Below are 22,808 nucleotides of genomic sequence, written 5' to 3'. Positions count from 1 at the left end.
ACTGCGGTTTTTTTGTGCCTGCCAACTGCGCTTAAACGAACAACGACAACAACAGAATAAAGCCCAACCCCACCACCGACAGAATCGTCTCCATCGCCGTCCAGGTCTTGAACGTCTCCGCCACGGTCATGTTGAAGTACTGCTTCACCAGCCAGAAACCGGCATCGTTCACGTGCGACAAGATCAACGAGCCGGCACCGGTGGCCAGCACCAGCAGCTCGCGGTTAACCCCTGGAATCATCCCGACCACCGGCACCACGATGCCCGCGCCGGTAATGGTCGCCACGGTCGCGGAACCTGTCGCGATGCGGATCACCGCCGCCACCAGCCACGCCAGCAGGATCGGCGAGATCTGCGCGGCCACCGCCATGTGGCCGATCACGTCGCCCACGCCGCTGGTCACCAGCATCTGCTTGAAGCCACCGCCGGCGCCGATGATCAGGATGATCGCAGCGGTCGGGGCGAGGCTCGCGTCCAGCCATTTGAGGATCTGTTGCGAACCGATGCCCTGCTTGTAGCCGAAGGTGTACAGCGACAGCAGCAATGCGATCAGCAGTGCCGAGATCGGGTGACCGATCAGGTCCATGAAGGTGCGGAAAAAGTTACCGTCCGGCAGCACCACATCGGCGAAGGTCTTGAGCAGCATCAGGAACACCGGCGACAGCACGGTGACCAGGGTGATGGCGAAGCTCGGCAGATCGGCCGAATCGGTCTCGCGTGCCAGTTGATCCACCAGTTCCTGATTCGGGTGACCGGGGATGTGCTTGGCAATGAAGGTCCCGAAGATCGGACCGGCAATGATCGCCGTAGGCAGCGCCACGATCAGGCCGTACAAAATGGTCTTGCCGATGTCGGCACCGAACACGCCGATCGCCAGCAACGGGCCCGGGTGCGGTGGCACCAGGCCGTGCACGGCGGACAGACCGGCCAGCAGCGGGATACCGATCTTGATGATCGACACACCGGTACGCCGGGCGACGATGAACACCAGCGGGATCAGCAGCACGAAACCGATTTCGAAGAACAGCGGAATGCCCACCAGGAACGCGGCGAACATCATCGCCCACTGCACCTTGTCCTTGCCGAAGGCACGGATCAGCGTCTGGGCGATCTGATCCGCCCCGCCCGACTCGGCCATCATCTTGCCGAGCATGGTGCCCAGCGCGAGGATGATCCCGACGAAACCGAGCACGCCACCGAAGCCGTCCTGGAAGGCCTTGATGATGGTGCCGATCGGCATGCCGGACGTCAGCCCGAGGAAGGCGGCGGCGATGATCAGGGCAATGAAGGGGTGAAACTTGAACTTGGTGATCAGGACGATAAGCCCGATCACCGTGACCACTGCATCGAGCAGCAGGAACGTCTCGTGGGACATGCCAAACATTAGGGGTGTCTCCTGGTTGTTGTTGTTATTAAAGCGGGTAATTCGAAAGCCATAAGGACAGCGCTATCTCTGCGAGCAAAAATTAACCGGCGCGTTGCAGGCCGTGCTCAAGCCACCAGTGGTGCGCCTGGACAGCTAACTGATCGACGCTGTGTGTCGACGCATCGAGGGCCAGGGTCAAGGGCTCGCCAACGGGGGATTCGAGGGTGGCGAACTGGCTGTCGATCAGGGTCGAGGGCATGAAGTGGCCCGGCCGATGGGAAACGCGGTCGGCGGCGACTTCGGGGGTCAGTTCCAGGAACACGAAGCCCAGGCCTGGCAAGGCACTGCGCAGGCGTTCGCGGTAAATGTGCTTGAGGGCCGAGCAGGTCAGTACCGGGCGCTGGCCCAGGGCGTCGATGCGGCGCAGTTCATCGCACAGGCTGTCGAGCCAGCCGGCACGGTCTTCGTCGTTCAGGGGGATACCCGCGCTCATCTTTTCGATATTGGCGGCAGGGTGGAAAGAGTCGCCTTCAATGGCAGTGGCGCCGCTGAGCTGGCACAGGGCCTCGCTGACGCACGTCTTGCCGCAACCGGCAACGCCCATGATGACCAGGGCGGTGATGGGATGATTCATGTAACACCTCAGCGCGCAGACAGCGCTACCTTTGCAAGCTATGACACTCAATCAAAAGTAGAAGTTGCCGACGCCTTCTTGTCATTTTTGTGGGTTGCAGCATGTTCGTCTCCAACGCCAAAAAGCGAGGATCAGGCGAACCCCCGCTCACGCATTTGCAGCTGCATCGAGACAGCGCTACCTTAGTGCCTTGTATTTTGTTTGGCAAGCCGTCGATGACCTCAACCAAGAACGATAAAAATACGCGCACCACGGGCCGCCCTACCCTGAACGAAGTCGCCCGACTGGCCGGCGTCAGCCCGATTACCGCCTCCCGCGCCTTGCGCGGCGTCAGCACCGTGGCCACCGAACTGGTGGAAAAGGTGCAGAACGCGGCGCTTGAACTCAACTACGTGGTCAACTCCGCCGCCCGCGCCCTGGCCTCGGCCCAGAGCCATTCGGTAGTGGTATTGGTGCCCTCCCTGTCCAACCTGTTGTTCATCGATACCCTGGAAGCCATTCATCAGGTTTTGCGCCCCAAGGGCTTCGAAGTGCTGATCGGCAACTTTCACTATTCACGCGATGAAGAAGAAAACCTGCTGCGCAACTACATGGCCTATCAGCCGCGTGGCTTGCTGCTCACCGGCTTCGACCGCACCGAAAGTTCGCGGCGGATGATCGAAGCCAGCAACATTCCCTGCGTGTACATGATGGAGCTGGACAGCGCCGCCGGCCTCAATTGCGTGGGGTTTTCGCAACTGGCCGCCGGCGAAACCGCCGCCGATCATTTGCTGTCTCGCGGCCGCAAGCGCCTGGCGTACATCGGTGCGCAACTCGACCAACGCACCTTGCTGCGTGGCGAAGGCTTCCGTCGCACCCTGCAGAAAGCCGGCCTGTATGACCCGGCGCTGGAAGTGCTGACGCCGCGCCCGTCTTCCGTCGGCCTGGGCGGCGAGCTGTTCCTGCAAATGATCGCCAGTCATCCCGATGTCGATGCGATCTTCTTCGGCAACGACGACCTGGCCCAGGGCGCGCTGCTTGAAGCCATGCGCTGCGGCATCAGGATCCCCGAGCAGGTGGCGATTCTCGGCTTCAACGACCTGCCCGCCTCGGCCCACATGGTCCCGCGCCTGAGCAGCATCAGCACCCCGCGTGAAGCCATCGGCCGCCGCGCGGCAGAGCAGATGCTGACGCTGATGGCCGGCAATACCGTGGCCAAACCGGTGCAGGACATGGGGTTTGAGCTGAAGGTGCGGGAGAGTACGTAAGCCCCCTGGCAAGGCGCACATCCTGCAGGAGTTGCCGCAGGCTGCGATCTTTTGACTGTGCTTTTTAAAAACAAGATCAAAAGATCGCAGCCTGCGGCAGCTCCTACACTTGTCTGTACGTCATTGTGGATGGAGTCGCTTCATGGAACACGCACTGAAAATCCTCGGCAAAGCCTCGTCGATCAACGTCCGCAAGGTCCTGTGGACCTGCGAGGAACTGGGCCTGTCCTACGAGCGCGAGGATTGGGGCAGCGGGTTTGCCTCGACCCACAGCCCCGAGTTCCTCCGGTTCAACCCCAACGCCCAGGTCCCGGTGATCATTGATGAGAACGGGCCGTTGTGGGAATCCAACACCATTTGCCGCTACCTGGCCGGCAAGCATCACCATCACCACGCCGAGCTGCTGCCCACCGAACCCGCCGCCCGCGCCCGGGTGGAACAGTGGATGGATTGGCAAGCCACCGAGCTCAATCCGTCCTGGAGCTATGCGTTCATGGCACTGGTGCGCAAGGACCCGGAATTCCAGGACCCGCATCGCCTGGAGGTGGGTGTGCGTGGGTGGAACCAAAAGATGGGCATCCTCGAACATCAACTCGCGACCACCAAAGCCTACGTTGCCGGCTCCCGATTTACTTTGGCCGACATTGTCATCGGCCTGTCGGTCAACCGCTGGTTGATGACCCCCATCGAGCGGTCTGACTACCCGGCGGTCGACGAGTATTTCAAGCGGCTGGCGCAACATCCCGGTTTTCTCAAGCATTGCTGCAACGGCCTGCCCTGAGCGCACAACGCTTGCCGTTCGTCGGCAAACACTTGCCCACCTTTCAGTCAAACCTGGGTTGAATGGGCGCCAACCCATTGATTATCAAGGCGCTACATTCACAGGCACAGTATTTGCTCAAGGCACTGGACCACCACCACTCATAAGGTCTACCCATCATGTTGGTCAGTGCAAAACCCAACCTGGTTACACCGCTCCCCAAACGCCCTGGTGAAGATCCGACCAGCGAAGCCGTCGCCGGACTCCAGGGCGCCATGGCCCAGGCCCTGCAAAACAATGTGCAGGCGCAAACCGCGCAAACCGGCACGCAGGTCCAGGAATCCGCCACCCAACAGGCGACGCAGCAGGTCAGCGAAGCCACGCGGATCAGCGACAACGTCGACGAGGCGTTCGCCAAGACCCGGGTGAATCTGCAAGCCGTCAATGCGCCGCTGCCGGATGACGTCAAGGATCGGATCAAGGACGGCTCGGCCACGTCCGAATTCCAGGAATACATGAGCAAAACCCCGGAACAGCGCCTGCGCGACGCGATCCTGCAGGAGATGGGGCTGACCCAGGAAGAAGTCGATCAAATGCCGCCGGAGAAGCAGCAGGCGATCGGTGAGGAAATTGCCGAGCGTATGCAGCAAAAGGCCGAAATCGCCAAGGCGGAGAAAGCGCAGGAAAATGGCAATCAGGATACGGCTCAGGTCGTGGACAAATTTCTGGCTTCGCTTTGATTACAGCCTTGCACCTGTAGGAGCGAGCATGCTCGCGATGGACTCCGCGACGCTGCGGGCATTCAGAAAGCCCGCGTAATCGTTGACCTCCATCGCGAGCATGCTCGCTCCTACAGGGGTTTGCGTTTAATTCAGCTGCAACGTCGAGTTGAACTGGCTGATCGCATCGACCACATGCCGCGAGCCCTGTTGAATCTCCAGGATCACCTCCCCCGCCTCGTTCGCCAGTTCCACCCCGAGCCCGGTGCGGCTCAGGCTCGATTGCATGCTCGACACCGCGCTCACGGATAAATCGTGGTTCTTGCGTACCACATCGACAATCTCCAGCGTTGCCTGGCTGGTGCGTGCGGCGAGGCTGCGCACTTCATCGGCCACCACCGCGAACCCCCGGCCATGCTCCCCGGCGCGGGCCGCCTCGATCGCGGCGTTGAGCGCCAGCAAGTTGGTCTGATCGGCAATGCCCCGGATGGTCTGCACGATGGTGCCGATGATGTCGGACTGTTTGCTCACCGCATCGATGCTCAGGGCCGCTTCGTTCAAGTCCCTGGAAATGTCCTGGATGATCTGCACCGTTTGCTGCACCACCTCCGAGCCCTTGCGCGCGCAGGCGTCGTTTTGCACCGAAGTGCTGTGGGCCGATTCCGCGGCGGTTTGCAGGGTGGTCATCTGTCGGGTGATGTCGCTGGCGAACTTCACCACCTTGTACAACCGGCCCTTGGCGTCGAACAGCGGGTTGTAGGAAGCTTCCAGGAATACCGTATGACCGAACTTGTCCTTGCGTTCGAAACGGTGCGAGTGATATTCGCCGCGGTTGAGTGACGCCCAGAACGCCTTGTACGCCGGCGACTCGGCTTCGGCACGGTGACAGAAGAGGCTGTGGTGCTGCCCGATGACTTCGTTGAGCGAGTAATGCAGGGTCTTGAGGAAGTTTTCGTTGGCCGTGATCACCTTGCCGTCCGGGGTGAATTCGATGACCGCCATGGAGCGACCGATCGCCGCGAGCCGGCTTTCGTTTTCGTGCTCCCGGTTGACCCTGTCGGTGATGTCCGTGGCCACCTTGATCACGCTGCGGACCTGGCGATCCGGGCCGTACACTGGCATGTAGCTGGCTTCGAGCCAGATTTCCTTGCCGCGCTTGTTCAACCGCGAAAAGGTCCCGCTGACCGCCTCGCCCCGCGCCAGATCCCGCCACAATTGGGCGTAGGCCTCGCTGCGGTAAAACGCCTCTTCGCAGAAAATCCGGTGGTGCTTGCCGCGGACTTCGTCGGCGCTATAACCCATGACGCTGCAAAAATTTTCGTTGGCATCCAACACGATGCCCTCGGGGGTGAATTCGATCATCGCCATCGAACGACTGACCGCGGCCAACTTGGCATTGGCCTCGGTCAGCGCACAACTGAAGCGTTCGATTTCCAGCAAGTCAGCCTTGTTATGCAGGTTAAACATGGTCGTATTACCCCAAGCGCGGTCTTTTCGAGAAATTGATGTCCGGGTCTCTTGAATCCACTACATCCAGCGACAGGCACACGCGCCCCTCCAGAGGAAGGACATGGTCAGGTAATAAATGATGTTCAATCGGAGGGTCCTGTTACGACATCCTCATCAAGACATCCTGTTCTTGATAGCCCATGAAGGGGCCAGCCCTAACGTATTCATAAGCAAACTCCCTTTAACGAAAAGCTCCGTACCTGGATGGTTGGGTGCCTTGTGCCGCGCACTCTCAAGGTGTGCATCACGGTCAGCTGGAGGTGACCGACATGGTTAGTTACGACTGAGCATAGACAGCCATCATGCCCGCGCAAGGCCACTAGTCGGCCATTATTCGGACACTTATCAGGACAAAATCGGTTCAGCGGGTATGTTCAGCAACGTCTGCATTGCAGCTGCCGAAGGCCGTGATTGGTGGGGTTCAAGGGGGGACTGGCGAGCGGCTGGCGCTGATGGGCTCGCTGGCTGCGCAATTGGCGCAAGGCTTAAGTTCATTCGCGAGCAAGCCCGCTCCCACATTTGATCGCATTCCACGGGGCAAATGTGGGAGCGGGCTTGCTCGCGAAGGCTATTGATCAGGCACTACAGGACTATAGGTTGGCACTCACCTTGCCAGCCACCTCCCCCGGCACCCAACCCTTCCACACCTGCGGCTGGTCACGCAAAAACGCTTCGGCGACATCGCGCGGTTTCTGCCGTTTTTCGCTCATCTGCGCCAGGGTCTGGTTCAGCAGATCGATTGGCAGGTCGACTTTTTCGAAAAACGCCACCAGGTCCGGGTACTGCGCCTTGAACGGCGCGGACACGCCGATGGCCAGGTTGGCCGGCATCGAGCGGGTGCCCTTGGGGTTCGGGTTGTTGGCGTCGGCCAGGGTCTTCCAGGCTTCGGCGTCGAACGGCGGTTCGTCGAGCTTCACCAGTTTGAAGCGGCCCAGCAGCGGTGTCGGCGACCAGTAGTAGAACAGCACCGGCTTGCCCCGACGGATCGACGACGCCACTTCGGCATCCAGTGCTGCGCCGGAGCCGGTGCGGAAGTTGACGAAGCTGCCGGTCAGTTCGTAGGCCTTGAGCTTCTGGCTGTTGACGATTTCCGAGGTCCAGCCGGTCGGGCTGTTGAGGAAACGCCCGCGACTCGGGTCTTCGGGATCGCGGAACACATCCTTGTACCTGGCCAGGTCGGCCACGGATTTCAGCTCCGGCGCCAAGGGTTTGATGCCGCGCTCGGGGTCGCCCTTGATCACATACTCCGGCACCCACCAACCTTCGGTGGCGCCCTTGACCGTGTCGCCCAGGCCGAACACTTTGCCTTCGGCGGCCGCCTTGACCCACGCCGGACTGCGCCCGGCCCACTCTTCGCCGATCACCTGGATGTCGTTTTTGGCCAGCGCCGCTTCGAGGCTGACGGTGCTGCCGGGCAAGGTATCGGTGGGGTAGCCGTAACCTTTTTCGACGATCAGGCGCAGGATCTCGGTGATGAGGCTGCCGCTTTCCCAGGTGATGTCACCGAAGTGGATGGGCGCGGATTTTTCCGCCGCCGATGCCGGGTTGGCCATCAGGCTCAGGGCCAGCAGCGAACTGCCGAGCAGGGTTTTGAGCGATCTCATGCGGACCTCTTGTTCTGTGTAAGGAATTGGTTGGCGCTGTGCCGGGCGCACAAGGCGTCGGAGCGGGTCATGTAGGCGCTGACCGAACGCAGGGAAATGCCCAGCTCGGCGGCGATTTGCGGGTAAGTCAGGCCATCGACCCGCGACAGCAGAAAGGTCGCCCTGACCTTGCCGGGCAGTCGCGCCAGCGTGCGGTCCAGGCCATGCAGTGCCTGGGTCAATTGGGCGAGTTCTTCGGGGGACGGCGCTGCAGGCTGATCAACGTGCTGCAATTGATCCAGGTGCCGGCGCTCCAGATCGCGACGGCGCCATTGCTCAAACACCAGTCGCCGGGCAATGGTGGTGAGCAGAGCACGAGGTTCGCGGATCGGGATCGCCTGTGGAGCTTCGAGCAATTGCACGAAGGCCTCGGCGGCGATGTCTTCGACGCCGGGACCGGTCCCCATAGACTGGCGCAATCGCGCGCACAGCCACGGGTAATGGGCGCGGAACAATCCGCCCACGGCATTGCGATGGGAAAGGTCGGTGCCGGACATAGAGGCTCCAAGGGTTAGGGGTCGCTGAATGTCCGGTCGTCCGGTGTCGCGATCCTAGCAAGGAGCCTTATTCATTAATAATATTTAAAAGTGATTTTTATATTCCATTAAGAAATATACATTTGTGCCGCTTGGCAGATTGCCATCGCGAGCAGGCTCGCTCCCACAGGTCCGCGTAAATCCTGTAGGAGCGAGCCTGCTCGCGAAAAAAGGTCTGTCGACACTCTGCTCAAACTTTAACGCAACCGCCCGTACCCCAACGCCTGAGATTCCTGCTGGTAATCCAGAACGATCTGATAGTCGCTTTCACTGGCCGACAATACTTCCCGCAAACAAAGAACCTCTGCGACCTCCGGCAGTTCGCCCAAGGTTTCATTCATCACCTGCCGAATCTCTTCAGCCTGCCCATGACTGACGCTCGCCGCCGTGATGTACGGCAAGGTCGGGCTCAATGCGCTGCGCTCCACAATCCGCAGCCCGGCCACCTCCTCTGCGGCGTAACGCGCCAGATAGCCATAGGTCACGCTGTCGATGGCCGCCAGATCGGCCAGATCCTCACGCAGCCAGCGCAGGCTTTCGCGGTGGCTGCCGCTGATGCCGACGCGGGCAAAAAATGCCCCTTCGCGATGCAACGGCGCCAGTCGATGACGCAGCAGGTTCATGCCGCTGTTGGAATCCTCGCCGTTGATCACGCCACGGCTGCCATGAAAGCCCGCCAGGGTTCGGCGCGAATCATCCGTACGAGCCAGCAACAGGCTGCAATGGTTGCCGGCGCTGCTGTCGGGCAACTCGTAACGAGGACGGCCCAGCACCCGGACCTGGCCCCGCAACGCGGTCATCAACGGATAACCGCAGGTTTGCGTGAGCAGTAAGTGCGGGGAGAGCCAGAGGTCCATCAAAGACACACCCCGGGCGTCTCGGCGTGTGGCGCCCAGTCGTTCGAGGATGCGCGCCAGCCAGCGTTCGTTGGCCTGGCGGATGGGTTCGGGGGCGACGTACATCAGCAGTTCGGCGAGGTGTTGAGTCATGAAAAAATCCCATCCAGCATAAATCCCCTGTGGGAGCGGGCTTGCTCGCGAAAGCGGATCAACATTCAACATCCATGTTGCCTGACAGTCCGCTTTCGCGAGCAAGCCCGCTCCCACAAGGGGGTCGTCGATCCAAAAAATCAGTGAAACGGATGTCGCGGGCTGTCGATCGCCTTCAGCCCGTGCTCGCGCCACAACTGCCCATAACCCTGCACCAGAAACCCGCCGCTGCGCGCCAGCCATTGCTCGCGCCGAACGCGGTAGACGCGGGGCAAGTCGTACCAGGGCAACCCGGGCAAGTCGTGATGCACCAGGTGCAGGTTGAGGTTAAGGAACAACCAGCGCCAGGGCCAGGCCGCTTCGTTGAGCACGGTGCGCTGTTCAGGCTGCACGTGCGGGCGGTGTTCATAGTAGGAGCGAATCATCGCGATCGACAGCGCCGGCACACTGACCAGCAACAGGTAATGCCACACCGGCACGGCGCTGTAGCGCGCGATGAACACCAGCATCAGCAGGGTCAGCGCGCCGTGGCTGGACCACATGAACCAGGCCTGACGATCACCGCTCCAGAGTCGTTGCAGCTCTTCCCGGGCCAGGCCCAGCAAGGCCAGCGGCGCACCGAGGGCGAAGCGGCCAAGTACGGTTTTGTTCAGCCAGTGCAGGCCCTGTTCGAACAGCGAGCTGCGTTGCCAGTGCTCGGCGCTCAAATAGCGGCTTTCCGGATCGCGGCCGGGGTGGGTCAGGTCTTCGTCGCGATGGTGCAGCAAATGGCTGTCGCGATACAGGGTGTAGGGATACCAGACGGCAAACGGCGCATAGCCCAGGACTTTATTCAGCGCCGGCCAGCGGGTCGGATGGCCATGCAGCAATTCGTGCTGCACCGACAGCCAGAGCACCACCACGGGGATTAACAACAACGTGCTCGCCCACACACCCAACGTATGACTGTTGAGCACGAGGGTGAACCAGGCGCTGTAGACGCCAATCAATAACAACCAGGTCGGCCACTCGGTGCGGGCGGTCAGGCGTTGGCGCAGGGATTCGATTTCTTCTCGGTGGGCATTATCGAAGTAATGGGGCATGGCGTTGCTCGGATCGGGGACCTGTCCCCTTCTGTGCAACGACGCCGGGATTTCCTGCAGATTATTTTGTTGCTGATCCGTGTAGGAGCTGCCGCAGGCTGCGATCTGTTGATCTTGCTTTTCAGCGATGCTGAAAGGATCAAAGTCAAAAGATCGCAGCCTGCGGCAGCTCCTACAGGGTTAAACGGGTTCAATGGCCGAACACATTGACCTTTTTGGCTTTCTTGTCGGCGCGCTTTTCGATGGCGGTTTTGGCCGGTTTTTTCTTGTCGGCTTTCTTCGAATCCATACCTTTGGACATGATGCGTACTCCACTGACAGGGGATGTGAGATCAGGTATACACCTATCCCGGCGTGCGCGTTCTTTTATAATCGCGCGCTTGCCCTCCAACAGTTTAGTCCCATGCACAACACCCAATACTCCCGACTCGATGAACCGTTATGGCCATTGATGAACAAGTTTTATCGCGCCCACCAGTCATCAATGAAAGCCGTTCGCGACGCGCAATTGTGGGTCGCGCGCCGTGACGACATCATCGCCGCGCTGTGCTTGCGACCGGTGTCCGGCGGACATTGGCTGACCGGTTTGTTCGTCGATCCGGCCTGTCGTCAACAGGGAGTCGCCGCCGCCCTGATCGCTGAAGCGGTCAAAGAGGTCGAGCTGCCGGTGTGGCTGTTCTGCCATCCGGACCTGCGCGGGTTCTACGAGCACCGCGGCTTCACCTTCGATCCGTCGATGCCCTACGCCATGGTCGAGCGCCTGAGCCGGTACGCGCGCAGCAAACCGATGATCGCCATGGGCTTAGAACCGTTTGTCAGGTCTACCGTCGATAATGTGTGATCGGCCCCTGAGCGCTGCGTGCTAGCCTCGCTGTCAACTTCGACTTCGCTCAGGACGCCCCATGAAACCTGCTCTACTGGCTGTGACGCTGACCGCTCTGCTCGCCCCTGTTTTTAGCCAGGCCGCCGCGCCGACGGTGTCTGCCGAGCAGTACGCCAAGGTACTGGCCGGCGACTGGCGCGCACCGGAAAACGTCGCCCGCGATGTCTATCGTCATCCGCAGCAGGGCTTGCAATTCTTTGGACTGGCACCGACGCACACCGTCATTGAAATCACTCCCGGCAACGGCTGGTACAGCGAGTTACTGGCGCCGCTGCTCAAGGACAATGGCCACTACATCGCGGCGGTCCAGGCGCCGACGGTCAGTGATTACGCGCGCAAGAATGAAGAGAAGCTCAAGGCCAAATTCGCCGCTGCGCCCGGGCAATACGCCAAGGCCCAGGTGCTTGAGTTCGACCCAAAGGCCCCGGCTTTCGGCCAGCCTGGCTCGGCGGACACCGTGCTGACCTTTCGCAACGTGCACAACTGGGTGCTGGCCGATACCGCGCCGCTGATGTTCCAGGCCTTTTTCAGAGTACTGAAACCGGGCGGCGTGCTTGGGGTGGTGGACCATCGGGCCAAGGAGGGAACCTCGCTGGAGGACACCAAACACAGCGGCTACCTGACCACCGATTACGTGGTGAAACTGGCGACCGACGCGGGGTTCAAGCTTGAGGCGCAGAGTGAAATCAACGCCAATCCGAAAGACACCAAGGATTACCCGGAAGGTGTGTGGACGCTGCCGCCGGCGTTGACGCTGGGCGAGAAGGATCGGGCGAAGTATGTGGCGATTGGTGAATCGGACCGGATGACGTTGCGGTTCGTCAAACCAACGAAATAAGCACCATCCAACTGTGGGAGCGGGCTTGCTCGCGAAAGCGGAGTGTCAGTCGATACACCTGTTGACTGACACTCCGCTTTCGCGAGCAAGCCCGCTCCCACAGTGGTCTAGCGGTGGATTCAGTCGTCCGCGTTCGGATCAAGGTCAGGGAACATCACTTCGGTAAACCCGAACTTGCTGAAATCGCTGATGCGCGACGGGTACAACCGGCCGATCAGGTGATCGCATTCATGCTGCACCACCCGCGCATGGAACCCGGAAGCGATGCGTACGACGGGCTCACCCTTGGGATCGAAACCTTCGTAGCGGATCTGTTGATAGCGATCCACCGCGCCACGCAAGCCGGGCACCGACAGGCAACCCTCGAAACCTTCTTCCATGACCGGGCTCAACGGCGTGATCAACGGGTTGATCAAAATCGTCTGCGGCACGGCTTCCGCGTCCGGATAACGCTCGCTGTGTTCAAAGCCGAAGATCACCAATTGCAGGTCGACGCCGATCTGCGGCGCGGCCAGGCCCACTCCGCCGACGCTTTCCATGGTCTGGAACATGTCGTCGATCAACTGCCACAACTCAGGGCTGTCGAACATGTGCGCCGGAACCGGTGGCGCAATACGCAGCAGGCGCTCATCGCCCATTTTCAGGATTTCACGGATCATTTGATGACTTCGTCAGTGGGTGGCTTCACCGAGTGATCCCGGCCTAGCCCGGACACGTGGTGTTTCTCTTCATGGCCGGGACCGTGCTCGCCGGGGACCTTCTCGCCAGGGTCCTTGCCTTCGCGGGACATATGCTCGATCACCGCGTTCATCTCGGCGCCCAGCAGCAGCACGGCGGCGGAAATGTAGAAGTACAGGAGCAGCACGATGATCGCGCCGATACTGCCATACATGGCGTTGTAGTTGGCGAATGTCTTGACATAAAACGCAAAGCCCAAGGACGCGATGATCCACACCACCACCGCCAGCACCGAGCCGGGGGTAATAAAGCGAAACTCCTGTTTGACGTCCGGCATGACGTAATAGATCAACGCCACGGCGATCATCATCAGAATCACGATGACCGGCCACCGCGCAATGGTCCAGACCGTGACAATGAAGTCTTCAAGCCCGACCTGTGAGGCGATCCAGCCCATCACCTGCGGCCCGAGCACCATCAACGCAGCGGCGACCAGCAACATCCCGGCAATGCCGATGGTGTAGAAAACCGACAGCGGGAAGCGCTTCCACAGCGGGCGACCTTCGACCACGTCGTACGCGGCGTTCATCGCGCTCATCATCAATCGCACGCCGGCCGAGGCGGTATACAGCGCAATCACGATACCCACCGACAGCAAACCACCCTTGGATTGCTGGAGCTGGTCGATCACCGGGTTCACCTGTTCCAGCGCCTGGGGCGGCAGCACCAGTTCCGATTGCAGGCGCAGCCAGGAGAAGAAGTCCGGCAGGTGCAGGAAACCGATCAGCGCGATCAGGAACAGGATGAAGGGAAACAGCGAAAACAGCATTTGATAGGCCAGCGCCGAGGCATAGGTCGACATCTCGTCGTCGACGAACTCGGTCACCGTGCGCATCATCACACGGTGCAGGGGCAGGCTTTTCATGTCCGGGAAAATCATTAGCGTCTCCTTTCGCCGCAAAATGGAGTTGAAGTCAGGGCGACTCAGGGGGCCGTTTTCTTACATCAAAGTAGCCTACCTGGCGACTTTGAAACAATTTCGCCGCTCAAGTTCAGGCTGACACAAAAACGGCCATCCGTGGATGGCCGCTCCTGATACGCGTCAAAGGCCCGATCAAGCCTTGTCGACACCTTTCTTGATGGCATCCTTGGCCTTGCCGACCGCTTGCTGCGCCTCGCCTTTCTTTTCCTGCAACTTGCCTTCGGCTTGCAACTTGGTGTTGTCAGTGGCTTTGCCTACGCCTTGCTTGACGTTACCGACCGCTTCGTTGGCCATGCCTTTCACTTTATCGCCAGTGCTGCTCATGGTGTTTCTCCTGTGAACAAATCAATGAGAAAAGTCGTTACACAGGGTTGACCGGGCGCATTTGCGCGGAGTTTCATTTATTTTCACGGCGACATTTCATCGTTCAGTGCAGGTTGGGCTTTATGTTTACCCGGCAACCCCCGAGAATGCGCAACGTATTCAGGCCCTGGCGCTGAAGATCCAACCCGTAGGAATGTTATGAAACTCGATAAAAAGCAGGCCATTGCCCGCAGAAACCTGGAACTCGGCGGTGCTGTGCTTGGCGTCAACAACTGCCACTTCGCCGAACTGAACCGCAACCGCAACATCTGGTGGTTCGACCTCCCGGTGGCGCGCCTGGCCATTGGTCAGTACGAGTGGATTCACCTGCTGATGCACACCCCGGCGACCGACGAGCTGCTGCACCTGAAAGTGCCGACAGTGTTCCTGCGCGAGAAACTCGAAGGCCTGGTGGTGCGCAACCAGGGCAAGCGCAAGGCCGCCCTGAGCCTGGAACTGAGCGCCGACAAGGACTCGTACCTGCAGGACATGCGCCCGGCCGGCACCAACGTCAACTTCGCGCCGTTCCGCCAGTAACACAAAAGATCGCAGCCTTCGGCAGCTCCTACAGGGGAATGCGATCCATGTAGGAGCTGCCGAAGGCTGCGATCTTTTGACCTTGCTACAACAAAAAGCCCCGCATCCGCGGGGCTTTTCGTGGGTTACGCGGTGGTTTTCTTCGCGTTGATCTTCTTCAGCTCTTCATCGCGCAGTTCGCGCCGCAGGATCTTGCCGACGTTGGTGGTCGGCAGCGCATCGCGGAATTCCACCGAGCGCGGGACCTTGTAACCGGTGACGTTGGCGCGCATGTGCTCCATCACCTGTTCCTTGGTCAGGGTCACGCCCGGTTTGGCGACGATGAAAATCTTGATCGCCTCGCCCGACTTCTCGTCTGGCACACCGATGGCCGCGCATTGCAGCACGCCCGGCAGGGTCGCCAGCACGTCTTCCAGCTCGTTGGGGTACACGTTGAAACCGGAGACCAGGATCATGTCTTTCTTGCGATCGACAATGCGCATGTAGCCATCAGGCTGGATCAGCGCGATGTCACCGGTCTTCAACCAGCCTTCGCTGTCGAGGATTTCATCGGTGGCTTCCTGGCGCTGCCAGTAGCCCTTCATCACCTGCGGACCTTTCACGCACAGCTCGCCGATTTCACCCATCGGTTGCTCTGTGCCTGCATCATTGATGATTTTGCACAGGGTCGACGGCACCGGAATGCCGATGGTGCCGATCTGGATATTCTGGATCGGGTTGACCGTGGCCACCGGGCTGGTTTCGGTCATGCCGTAACCTTCGCAGATGGCGCAACCGGTCACCGCTTTCCAGCGCTCGGCCGCCGCCAATTGCAGGGCCATGCCGCCCGACAGGGTGACTTTCAGCGCCGAGAAATCCAGCTTGCGGAAGCCCTCGTTGTTGCACAGGGCCACGAACAGGGTGTTGAGGCCGACGAAGCCGCTGAACTTCCACTTCGACAGTTCCTTGACCATCGCCGGCAAATCGCGCGGGTTGCTGATCAGGATGTTGTGGTTGCCGATCAGCATCATCGCCATGCAATGAAAGGTGAAGGCATAGATGTGGTACAGCGGCAGCGGCGTGATCAGGATCTCGCAGCCTTCGTTGAGGTTGGAGCCCATCAGCGCCTTGCACTGCAACATGTTCGCCACCAGGTTGCGATGGGTCAGCATCGCGCCCTTGGCCACGCCGGTGGTGCCGCCGGTGTACTGCAGCACGGCAACATCGCTGCTGGCCGGGCTGGCCTCGGTCACTGGCTGGCCGTGACCCTTGCTCAGCACGTCGTTGAACTTGATGGCCTTGGGCAAGTGATAGGCCGGCACCATCTTCTTCACGTACTTGATCACGCTATTGATCAGCAGGCGCTTGAGCGGTGGCAGCAGGTCGGCCACTTCAGTGACGATCACGTGCTTGACCCCGGTCTTGGGCACGACGGCTTCGGCCAGGTGCGCCATGTTGGCCAGGCAGACCAGGGCCTTGGCCCCGGAATCGTTGAACTGGTGTTCCATTTCCCGCGCGGTGTACAGCGGATTCGTGTTGACCACGATCAACCCGGCGCGGATGGCACCGAAGACGGCAACCGGGTACTGCAGCACGTTGGGCAGTTGCACGGCGATTCGATCGCCCGGCTGCAAATCGGTATGCTGTTGCAGGTACGCGGCAAAGGCACCGGACAATTCGTACAGCTCACCGTAGGTGATTGTCTTGCCCAGGTTGCTGAACGCCGGTTTGTCAGCGAAGCGTTGGCAGGATTGCTTCAACACTGCCTGAATATTCGGGTACTCGTCTGGATTGATGTCGGCAGCAATTCCAGCTGGGTACTTATCCTTCCAAAAGTCTTCGATCATGGAAGCCCACTCCTCAGCAACGCGAATTCAGCACCGCATTTGATGCGATTATTATTGGTGTTTGTCTATTGGTAAGTCTGGCTTTTTTACGGGCCGAGAAGTCACAAAGCGCGCCGAGAGTAGCAGCTTTGAATTGGGTCGACTAGAGCCAAAAGCGGCCTCTACGGTCACATTTGTGACTCAAGAATGACAAGCGGTCATTTTAGAGCAAAAAACCTATATGTCGCTGAAAGCCCCTAAATTCGGGGCCTCCAAAAACTGTAGGAGCGAGCATGCTCGCGAAAAACGTCCTCACAACGCGATCATCCAGACAGGGTGCGTTATCGTTAACGTCCATCGCGAGCATGCTCGCTCCTACAGGGATCCGCCATTGGGCGGTTATGCGATATCCCGCAACTCCCGCCGCAGAATCTTGCCCACCGGCGTCATTGGCAGCGACTCACGCAACACAATGTGCTTGGGCACCTTGTACGCCGTGAAGTTTTCCTTGCAGTAGGCCTTCAGCTCTTCAAGGCTGACCCCCGTCTCACGCGCCACCACGAACAACTTCACCGCCTCGCCCGAACGCTCGTCCGGCACGCCGATGACCGCGCAATTGGCGACTTTCGGGTGGGCCATCACCACATCCTCGATTTCGTTCGGGTACACGTTGAAACCCGAGACGATGATCATGTCTTTCTTGCGATCGACGATGCGCACGAAACCGTCCGGATCGATCACAGCGATGTCGCCGGACTTGAACCAGCCCTGCGCATCCAGCACCTCGTCGGTGGCCTCCGGTTTCTGCCAATAGCCCTTCATGATCTGCGGGCCCTTGATGCACAGCTCGCCGCGCTCGCCCAGTGGCTGCTCGACCCCGTCATCGTTGATCACCTTGAGCGTGGTGCCTGGCACCGGCAGGCCAACCGTGCCGATGCGCGACTGGTCGCCGTAGGGGTTGGTGCAAGCCACTGGCGAGGTTTCGGTCAGGCCGTAGCCTTCGGTGATGCGGCAACCGGTCAACTGCTCCCAACGCTCGGCGGTGGCCTTGACCAGCGCGGTGCCGCCGGAGTTGGTGAGTTTGAGGCTGGAGAAATCCAGGGTCTTGAAGTCCGGATGGTCCATCAGCGCCACGAACAGCGTGTTCAGCCCCAGCAGCGCCGAGAACCGCCAGTTTTTCAGTTCCTTGATGAAGCCGGCGATGTCTCGCGGATTGGTGATCAGCACGTTGTGGTTGCCAGTCACCATCATGCACATGCAATTCGCCGTGAAGGCATAGATGTGGTACAGCGGCAGCGGCGCGATCATGATCTCCCGCCCTTCGCGCAGCAGCGGCTGGCCATCGCTGGCAAGCTGACTGAGGCAGGCCCGCGCCTGTTGCATGTTGGCCACCAGATTGCCGTGGGTCAGCATCGCGCCCTTGGCCAGGCCCGTGGTGCCGCCGGTGTATTGCAGCACGGCGATATCGTTGAGGCCGGCGTTCAGCGGCTTGATCCCCAGGCCTTTGCCCAGGTGCAGCGCGCTCTTGAAGGAGATGGCCTGGGGCAAGGCATAGGCCGGGACCATTTTCTTCACCTTGCTCACCAGCGTATTGACCAGCCAGCCCTTGGCGGCGGGCATCAGGTCGCCCATTTTCGCTTCGATCTGGTACTGGATGTCGGTGTCGGCCAGCACTTCCTGGACCTTCTGCCCGAACATGTTCAGGTACACCAGCGCCCGGGCGCCGGAATCCTTGAACTGATGGCGCATCTCCCGAGCGGTGTACAGCGGGTTGGTGTTGACCACGATCAGCCCGGCGCGCAAGGCGCCGAACACGGCGATCGGGTAGTGCAGCACGTTAGGCATCTGCACCGCGATGCGATCCCCGGGCACCAGGTCGGTGTGCGCTTGCAAGTAGCCGGCGAACGCGGCGCTGTAGCGTTCCAGTTCGGCGTAGGTCAGGGTGACACCCATGTTGCTGAACGCCGGGCGATCAGCAAACTTCTTGCAGGAACGCTCGAACACCTCGATGACCGACTTGTACTCAGTGACGTCAATGTCCAGTGGCACGCCGGCCGGGCGTTTGTCATTCCAGAAATCAGGTTGCATTGTTCTTGTCCTCTTTACCTGAACCTATCCGGGCCGCTTTTCTGTCATTTCTCTCTCTTTTGCGCAGAAAGCAGAAAGGGAAAAGCGGAGCTTCACGGACACTAGCAGCTCTGGCGAATCAGGCAAATATGTGCACGTGTGTCATAGATCACGTGAATCTTGCTGCCGCGGCGTGGCCTGATCAGACGTTTGGCGAAGGATGCGCTATACAACTTGATTCGATGAAATCACTGTAGGAGCGAGCATGCTCGCGATGGACGACGGGACACCGCGGCGTGTCAGGCTACCAGCGTTTTCGTTGACGACCATCGCGAGCATGCTCGCTCCTACACTAATGTGTGTGTGATACAGGCCCCCGGCAAAGGAATCGCGATGATCCACGATACGTTCTGGTTGACGACCAGTGACCGAAGCCGTCTCTTCGTCAACCAGTGGCTGCCCACAGACGAGCCCCGGGCCGTGATCCTGCTGGCCCACGGCATGGCGGAACACAGCGGTCGCTACGCGCGCCTGGCGGAAAAATTCTGTAATCAAGGCTACGGCGTGTACGCCCCGGATCTGCGCGGGCATGGCAAAACTGCCGAAAACGGGACGCTCGGGCATTTCGCCGACGAGGGCGGCTGGGCCAAGGTGGTGGGCGACCTGGCGTGCCTCAACCAGCACATCGGCCAGCAACATCCCGGCGCGCCGATCGTGCTGCTGGGCCACAGCATGGGCAGCTACATCGCCCAGGCGTACCTGCTGCATCACAGCGCCAGCCTGCATGGCGCGATTCTCAGCGGCTCCAATTTCCAGCCCGTGGCGCTGTACCGCGCGGCGCGACAGATCGCCCGTTTCGAACGACTGCGCCAGGGCCTCAAGGGCCGTAGCGCGCTGATCGAATGGTTGTCCTTCGGCTCGTTCAACAAACAGTTCAAGCCGGCGCGCACCCGTTTCGACTGGCTCAGCCGCGATCCGGCGGAGGTCGACCTGTACGCCACCGACCCGCTCTGCGGCTTTCGCTGCACCAATCAGCTGTGGATCGATTTGCTCGGCGGGTTGCAGCAAATCAGCAAAGCGTCCAATCTCGCCCAGATCGATCCGGGCCTGCCGCTGCTGGTGATTGGCGGCGAATGTGATCCGGTGAGCGAAGGCAAGCGTCTGAAGGATCTGGCCGGCGCCTTGCGCGAGGCTGGCAGCCAGAGCCTGCAACTGACCATTTACCCGCAGGCCCGGCACGAACTGTTCAACGAAACCAACCGCGATGAAGTGACTGCCGATGTGCTCGCCTGGATCAACCAGGCATTGAGCCATCCCCGGCCACACCGAACCGAATAGTTTTTTTGTGAATCTTATTATTCGTCACAGGAATTGAGACAGATGACCCAGGTTACCAACACCCCCTACGAAGCCCTCGAAGTCGGCCAGACCGCCAGCTTCAGCAAGACCGTCGAAGAGCGCGACATTCAGTTGTTCGCCGCGATGTCGGGCGACCACAACCCGGTGCACCTGGACGCCGAATACGCCGCCAGCACCATGTTCAAGGAACGCATCGCCCACGGCATGTTCAGCGGCGCGCTGATCAGTGCGGCCGTTGCCTGCGAATTGCCTGGGCCGGGCACGATCTACATCGGCCAGCAGATGAGCTTTCAAAAGCCGGTGAAGATCGGCGACACCCTGACCGTGCGCCTGGAAATCCTCGAAAAACTGCCGAAGTTCCGCGTGCGCATCGCCACGCGCGTGTTCAACCAGCGCGATGAGCTGGTAGTGGACGGCGAGGCGGAAATCCTCGCACCGCGCAAGCAGCAGAGTGTGACGCTGACCGAGTTGCCGCCGATCAGCATCGGCTGATTCGGCACAATAAAAGTGGGAGCGGGCCTGCTCGCGAAGGGGACGTGCCAGCCAATATTGATGTCGACTGACACTGCACTTTCGCGAGCAAGCCCGCTCCCACAGTTGTTACTGGTATGCCTTAAGAGCGTGCACGCGCCTGGTTACGCAGGGCTTTGACCTGGTCGTGGTTACGTTGCACACCATGGTATTGGCGCTCAACGATGTCACGAATGCCCACCAGGTTGTGCTTGTTGATCTTCTCCATGGCTTCCCGGTAAGCCTTCAGCGCATGGTCTTCACCACGCTCGGCTTCGTTAAGCACGGCCTCTTCGTCCTTGCCGGTGAACATCGACTTCACGTCGACCCAGCGACGGTGCAAATCGCCGCTGACACTGGTAGAGGTTTCCGGATCGCCACCCATCGAACGCACGGCGCTCTGCAATTCCGCAGCAGCGGTTGCACATTCGGCCGAGCGTTGCACGAACAGGGTTTTGAGTTCAGGGTGCTTGATGTCTTCAGCGCAAGTCTTGAACCCTTCCTGACCGTCCTTGCTGGTTTCAATCAGGTCGTTGAGCACAGAGATCGCTTCTTTGTTCATGTCGGTCATTTTTCAATTCCTTGCGGTTGATGAAAGATGACTTATTCATTGCAGAGCGCATGCCAGCTCGACACCGGTTAAATATTCCTTAGTTTTCAGATAGTTATATTTAATCCTAAAATCTGTATCCTTTTTTTTTGCATGATCTGTCAATTGGCCTGCATGCAGAATGCCTGTATTTTCCCCCATGTTTGAATCAAGACGACACAGTCATGAACCCTGAAAAACTCGAACTGCTGATCACCCGCGAAATGCCCTTCGGAAAATACAAGGGTCGTATCATTGCGGATTTGCCAGGCCCTTACCTGAACTGGTTCGCCCGTGAAGGTTTCCCCCATGGCGAACTGGGTGGTCTGCTGGCGCTGATGCAGGAAATCGATCACAACGGTTTGTCGGAACTGCTCGAACCGCTGCGCGCCAAACATGGCAAGCCCGCACCTCGTCACTGAGCTGCCCACCTCTGATTGAGAAGTCCATGCCCGACAACACCCGCCGCGCCCGTGATGAAGCTTTCTGGCGAACCTTTGCCGACCGATACGATGTTCAACCCGGCCCGATCAACCTGGAAAACGGTTACTTCGGACGCATGTCGCGCACGGTGGTCGAGGAATATCAGCGCAACATCGAACTGATCAACCGCGGCAACTCGGTTCATGTGCGCCAGCGTTTCGAGCAGGGCGAGAGCGTGAAGATCAATGCGCTGGTGGCCAGGCTGATCGGCGTACCCGCCGAGGCCGTCGCCCTCACCCGCAACGCGTCGGACGGCTTGCAGTCGCTGATCCGCAACTACAACCGCCTGCAACCGGGCGACCAGGTGCTGGTTAGCGACCTGGAATACGACACCGTGAAAGGCGCCATGCGCTGGCTGGCGAAACACCGCGGTGTCGAGGTGATCGAGATCGAACACCCGCATCCCGCCACGTTCGACAGCTTGCTCGCCACCTACCGCGACACGTTCGCCCGTCACCCTCGACTCAAGCTGATGGCCCTGACCCACGTCACCCACCGCACCGGCCTGGTAATGCCGGTGCAGGCCATTGCCGCCGCGGCGAAGGAACATGGCATCGATGTGATCCTCGACGGCGCCCATGCGCTGGGTCAGCTGGAATTCGACCTCGATGAACTGGGCATCGCTTTCGCCGCCTACAACCTGCACAAGTGGATCGGTGCGCCGCTGACCCTGGGCTTCCTCTACATCGCCCCCGAGCGCCTGGCGGACATCGACGCGGACATGGGCGAAATGCATTTCCCGCTCACCGACATTCGCGCGCGCACGCCGTACAGCACACCAAACATTCCTGCCCTGCTGACCTTGCCGCTGGTACTCGAAGAGCATGAAGCCATGGGCGGCGCCGCGGCCAAGGGTGCCCGTCTGAACTACCTGCGCAACCTGTGGGTGCGCGAAGCGCGGCAACTGCCGGGCATCGAAGTGCTGACGCCGGATGATCCGCGACTGTATTGCGGCATCACGTCGTTACGCTTTACCGCACAGGCCGATCAACAGGCGATGGTCGATCGGCTGCTCAACGACTACAACCTGTTCACCGTGGTGCGCAACGGCGCGGCGTGCGGTCCGTGCATCCGCGTTACGCCGGGGTTGACCACCACTGGCGACCACATGAAACAACTGGTCACGGCGCTCACGGAACTGCACTGACCTGTGGGAGCGGGCTTGCTCGCGAAAGCGGTGTGTCAGCCACCGCAACTGTTGAATGTTACGCCGCCTTCGCGAGCAAGCC

At 60.1% G+C, this 22,808-nt stretch carries 22 protein-coding genes and 2 pseudogenes; 10 read left to right on the top strand and 14 right to left on the bottom strand.

Annotated elements, in window-relative coordinates:
- Nucleotides 1-31 precede the first annotated feature (31 nt).
- Together F8N66_RS23360 and F8N66_RS23355 are read right to left on the bottom strand one after the other, a co-directional pair.
- Entirely contained in the window at nucleotides 32-1,384 is a 1,353-nt protein-coding gene (locus F8N66_RS23360) for a GntP family permease (protein WP_150772413.1), read from the bottom strand.
- A gap of 82 nt (nucleotides 1,385-1,466) precedes the next feature.
- Nucleotides 1,467-2,000 carry a gluconokinase gene (locus F8N66_RS23355; protein WP_150772412.1) on the bottom strand — a complete coding sequence of 178 codons (534 nt, stop codon included), beginning with the start codon at nucleotides 1,998-2,000 and terminating at the stop codon, nucleotides 1,467-1,469.
- A 215-nt stretch (nucleotides 2,001-2,215) separates the two neighbouring features.
- Here F8N66_RS23355 and F8N66_RS23350 point away from each other — a divergent pair, with 215 nt between their 5' ends.
- The 3 genes from F8N66_RS23350 (at nucleotide 2,216) to F8N66_RS23335 (ending at nucleotide 4,747) form a co-directional block, all read left to right on the top strand.
- The gene (locus F8N66_RS23350; protein WP_150772411.1) at nucleotides 2,216-3,247 is read left to right on the top strand and encodes a LacI family DNA-binding transcriptional regulator; all 1,032 of its coding nucleotides are present in this window, start codon (nucleotides 2,216-2,218) and stop codon (nucleotides 3,245-3,247) included.
- 142 nt (nucleotides 3,248-3,389) lie between these two features.
- Nucleotides 3,390-4,028, top strand: coding sequence for a glutathione S-transferase family protein (locus F8N66_RS23340; protein ID WP_150772410.1), 639 nt, complete (start codon nucleotides 3,390-3,392; stop codon nucleotides 4,026-4,028).
- A 158-nt stretch (nucleotides 4,029-4,186) separates the two neighbouring features.
- Complete coding sequence (locus F8N66_RS23335; protein ID WP_150772409.1) at nucleotides 4,187-4,747, top strand: hypothetical protein; 561 nt, start codon at nucleotides 4,187-4,189, stop codon at nucleotides 4,745-4,747.
- Between the two features lie 126 nt (nucleotides 4,748-4,873).
- Here the strand turns inward: F8N66_RS23335 and F8N66_RS32270 are convergent.
- The 6 genes and pseudogenes from F8N66_RS32270 to F8N66_RS23305 all read right to left on the bottom strand — a co-directional run.
- A pseudogene (locus tag F8N66_RS32270) lies at nucleotides 4,874-5,293 on the bottom strand (methyl-accepting chemotaxis protein); the annotation flags it as partial.
- A 129-nt stretch (nucleotides 5,294-5,422) separates the two neighbouring features.
- Nucleotides 5,423-6,088, bottom strand: a pseudogene (locus F8N66_RS32265) (PAS domain-containing protein); the annotation flags it as partial.
- Nucleotides 6,089-6,825: 737 nt separating this feature from the next.
- Nucleotides 6,826-7,839 carry an ABC transporter substrate-binding protein gene (locus F8N66_RS23325; RefSeq protein WP_150772407.1) on the bottom strand — a complete coding sequence of 338 codons (1,014 nt, stop codon included), beginning with the start codon at nucleotides 7,837-7,839 and terminating at the stop codon, nucleotides 6,826-6,828.
- On the bottom strand, nucleotides 7,836-8,375 hold the full coding sequence (locus F8N66_RS23320) for a sigma-70 family RNA polymerase sigma factor (RefSeq protein WP_150772406.1): 540 nt from the start codon (nucleotides 8,373-8,375) through the stop codon (nucleotides 7,836-7,838). The genes F8N66_RS23325 and F8N66_RS23320 overlap by 4 nt, the downstream gene beginning before the upstream one ends.
- Nucleotides 8,376-8,611: 236 nt before the next feature.
- Entirely contained in the window at nucleotides 8,612-9,403 is a 792-nt protein-coding gene (locus F8N66_RS23315) for a phosphate/phosphite/phosphonate ABC transporter substrate-binding protein (RefSeq protein ID WP_150772405.1), read from the bottom strand.
- A 140-nt stretch (nucleotides 9,404-9,543) separates the two neighbouring features.
- Entirely contained in the window at nucleotides 9,544-10,485 is a 942-nt protein-coding gene (locus F8N66_RS23305; protein WP_150772404.1) for a fatty acid desaturase, read from the bottom strand.
- Between the two features lie 403 nt (nucleotides 10,486-10,888).
- Here F8N66_RS23305 and F8N66_RS23300 point away from each other — a divergent pair, with 403 nt between their 5' ends.
- Both F8N66_RS23300 and F8N66_RS23295 read left to right on the top strand, forming a co-directional pair.
- A complete protein-coding gene (locus tag F8N66_RS23300) occupies nucleotides 10,889-11,326 on the top strand; it encodes a GNAT family N-acetyltransferase (RefSeq protein WP_150772403.1) in 438 nt (145 codons plus the stop codon).
- Between the two features lie 61 nt (nucleotides 11,327-11,387).
- The gene (locus F8N66_RS23295; protein ID WP_150772402.1) at nucleotides 11,388-12,206 is read left to right on the top strand and encodes a class I SAM-dependent methyltransferase; all 819 of its coding nucleotides are present in this window, start codon (nucleotides 11,388-11,390) and stop codon (nucleotides 12,204-12,206) included.
- Between the two features lie 119 nt (nucleotides 12,207-12,325).
- Here F8N66_RS23295 and def read toward each other — a convergent pair whose 3' ends face one another.
- The 3 genes from def to F8N66_RS23275 all read right to left on the bottom strand — a co-directional run bounded on the left by def (nucleotide 12,326) and on the right by F8N66_RS23275 (nucleotide 14,190).
- Nucleotides 12,326-12,865 carry a peptide deformylase gene (gene def / locus F8N66_RS23285; protein ID WP_150772401.1) on the bottom strand — a complete coding sequence of 180 codons (540 nt, stop codon included), beginning with the start codon at nucleotides 12,863-12,865 and terminating at the stop codon, nucleotides 12,326-12,328.
- Nucleotides 12,862-13,824 carry a YihY/virulence factor BrkB family protein gene (locus F8N66_RS23280; RefSeq protein WP_150772400.1) on the bottom strand — a complete coding sequence of 321 codons (963 nt, stop codon included), beginning with the start codon at nucleotides 13,822-13,824 and terminating at the stop codon, nucleotides 12,862-12,864. Before F8N66_RS23280 ends, def begins: the two co-directional genes overlap by 4 nt.
- Nucleotides 13,825-13,998: 174 nt before the next feature.
- Nucleotides 13,999-14,190, bottom strand: coding sequence for a CsbD family protein (locus tag F8N66_RS23275; RefSeq protein WP_027612573.1), 192 nt, complete (start codon nucleotides 14,188-14,190; stop codon nucleotides 13,999-14,001).
- Between the two features lie 198 nt (nucleotides 14,191-14,388).
- On the opposite strand from F8N66_RS23275, the gene F8N66_RS23270 reads away from it, so the two are divergent.
- On the top strand, nucleotides 14,389-14,766 hold the full coding sequence (locus F8N66_RS23270; protein WP_150772399.1) for a hypothetical protein: 378 nt from the start codon (nucleotides 14,389-14,391) through the stop codon (nucleotides 14,764-14,766).
- 125 nt (nucleotides 14,767-14,891) lie between these two features.
- Here F8N66_RS23270 and fadD1 read toward each other — a convergent pair whose 3' ends face one another.
- Both fadD1 and fadD2 read right to left on the bottom strand, forming a co-directional pair.
- Nucleotides 14,892-16,592, bottom strand: coding sequence for a long-chain-fatty-acid--CoA ligase FadD1 (fadD1, locus tag F8N66_RS23265; RefSeq protein ID WP_150772398.1), 1,701 nt, complete (start codon nucleotides 16,590-16,592; stop codon nucleotides 14,892-14,894).
- A 378-nt stretch (nucleotides 16,593-16,970) separates the two neighbouring features.
- Nucleotides 16,971-18,659: a long-chain-fatty-acid--CoA ligase FadD2 gene (gene fadD2 / locus F8N66_RS23260; RefSeq protein WP_150772397.1), complete on the bottom strand. Its 1,689-nt coding sequence runs from the start codon at nucleotides 18,657-18,659 to the stop codon at nucleotides 16,971-16,973.
- Nucleotides 18,660-19,031: 372 nt separating this feature from the next.
- On the opposite strand from fadD2, the gene F8N66_RS23255 reads away from it, so the two are divergent.
- Nucleotides 19,032-19,976: an alpha/beta hydrolase gene (locus F8N66_RS23255; protein ID WP_150772396.1), complete on the top strand. Its 945-nt coding sequence runs from the start codon at nucleotides 19,032-19,034 to the stop codon at nucleotides 19,974-19,976.
- A 42-nt stretch (nucleotides 19,977-20,018) separates the two neighbouring features.
- A complete protein-coding gene (locus tag F8N66_RS23250) occupies nucleotides 20,019-20,489 on the top strand; it encodes a MaoC family dehydratase (protein ID WP_056852612.1) in 471 nt (156 codons plus the stop codon).
- A gap of 121 nt (nucleotides 20,490-20,610) precedes the next feature.
- Here F8N66_RS23250 and F8N66_RS23245 read toward each other — a convergent pair whose 3' ends face one another.
- Nucleotides 20,611-21,078, bottom strand: coding sequence for a ferritin-like domain-containing protein (locus F8N66_RS23245; RefSeq protein WP_150772395.1), 468 nt, complete (start codon nucleotides 21,076-21,078; stop codon nucleotides 20,611-20,613).
- Nucleotides 21,079-21,281: 203 nt separating this feature from the next.
- Between F8N66_RS23245 and F8N66_RS23240 the strand changes: the two genes are divergently transcribed.
- Nucleotides 21,282-21,518 (top strand): DUF3820 family protein, encoded by a 237-nt coding sequence (locus tag F8N66_RS23240; protein ID WP_003213031.1) that lies wholly within the window; start codon nucleotides 21,282-21,284, stop codon nucleotides 21,516-21,518.
- A gap of 26 nt (nucleotides 21,519-21,544) precedes the next feature.
- Complete coding sequence (locus tag F8N66_RS23235; RefSeq protein ID WP_150772394.1) at nucleotides 21,545-22,726, top strand: aminotransferase class V-fold PLP-dependent enzyme; 1,182 nt, start codon at nucleotides 21,545-21,547, stop codon at nucleotides 22,724-22,726.
- Nucleotides 22,727-22,808 lie beyond the last annotated feature (82 nt).

It is taken from the genome of Pseudomonas fluorescens (assembly GCF_902498195.1).
In the GTDB taxonomy this organism is placed as follows: domain Bacteria; phylum Pseudomonadota; class Gammaproteobacteria; order Pseudomonadales; family Pseudomonadaceae; genus Aquipseudomonas; species Aquipseudomonas fluorescens_BU.
Note: the sequence above shows the minus strand (reverse complement) of the source record. Positions and strands in the feature narration are given on the sequence as shown.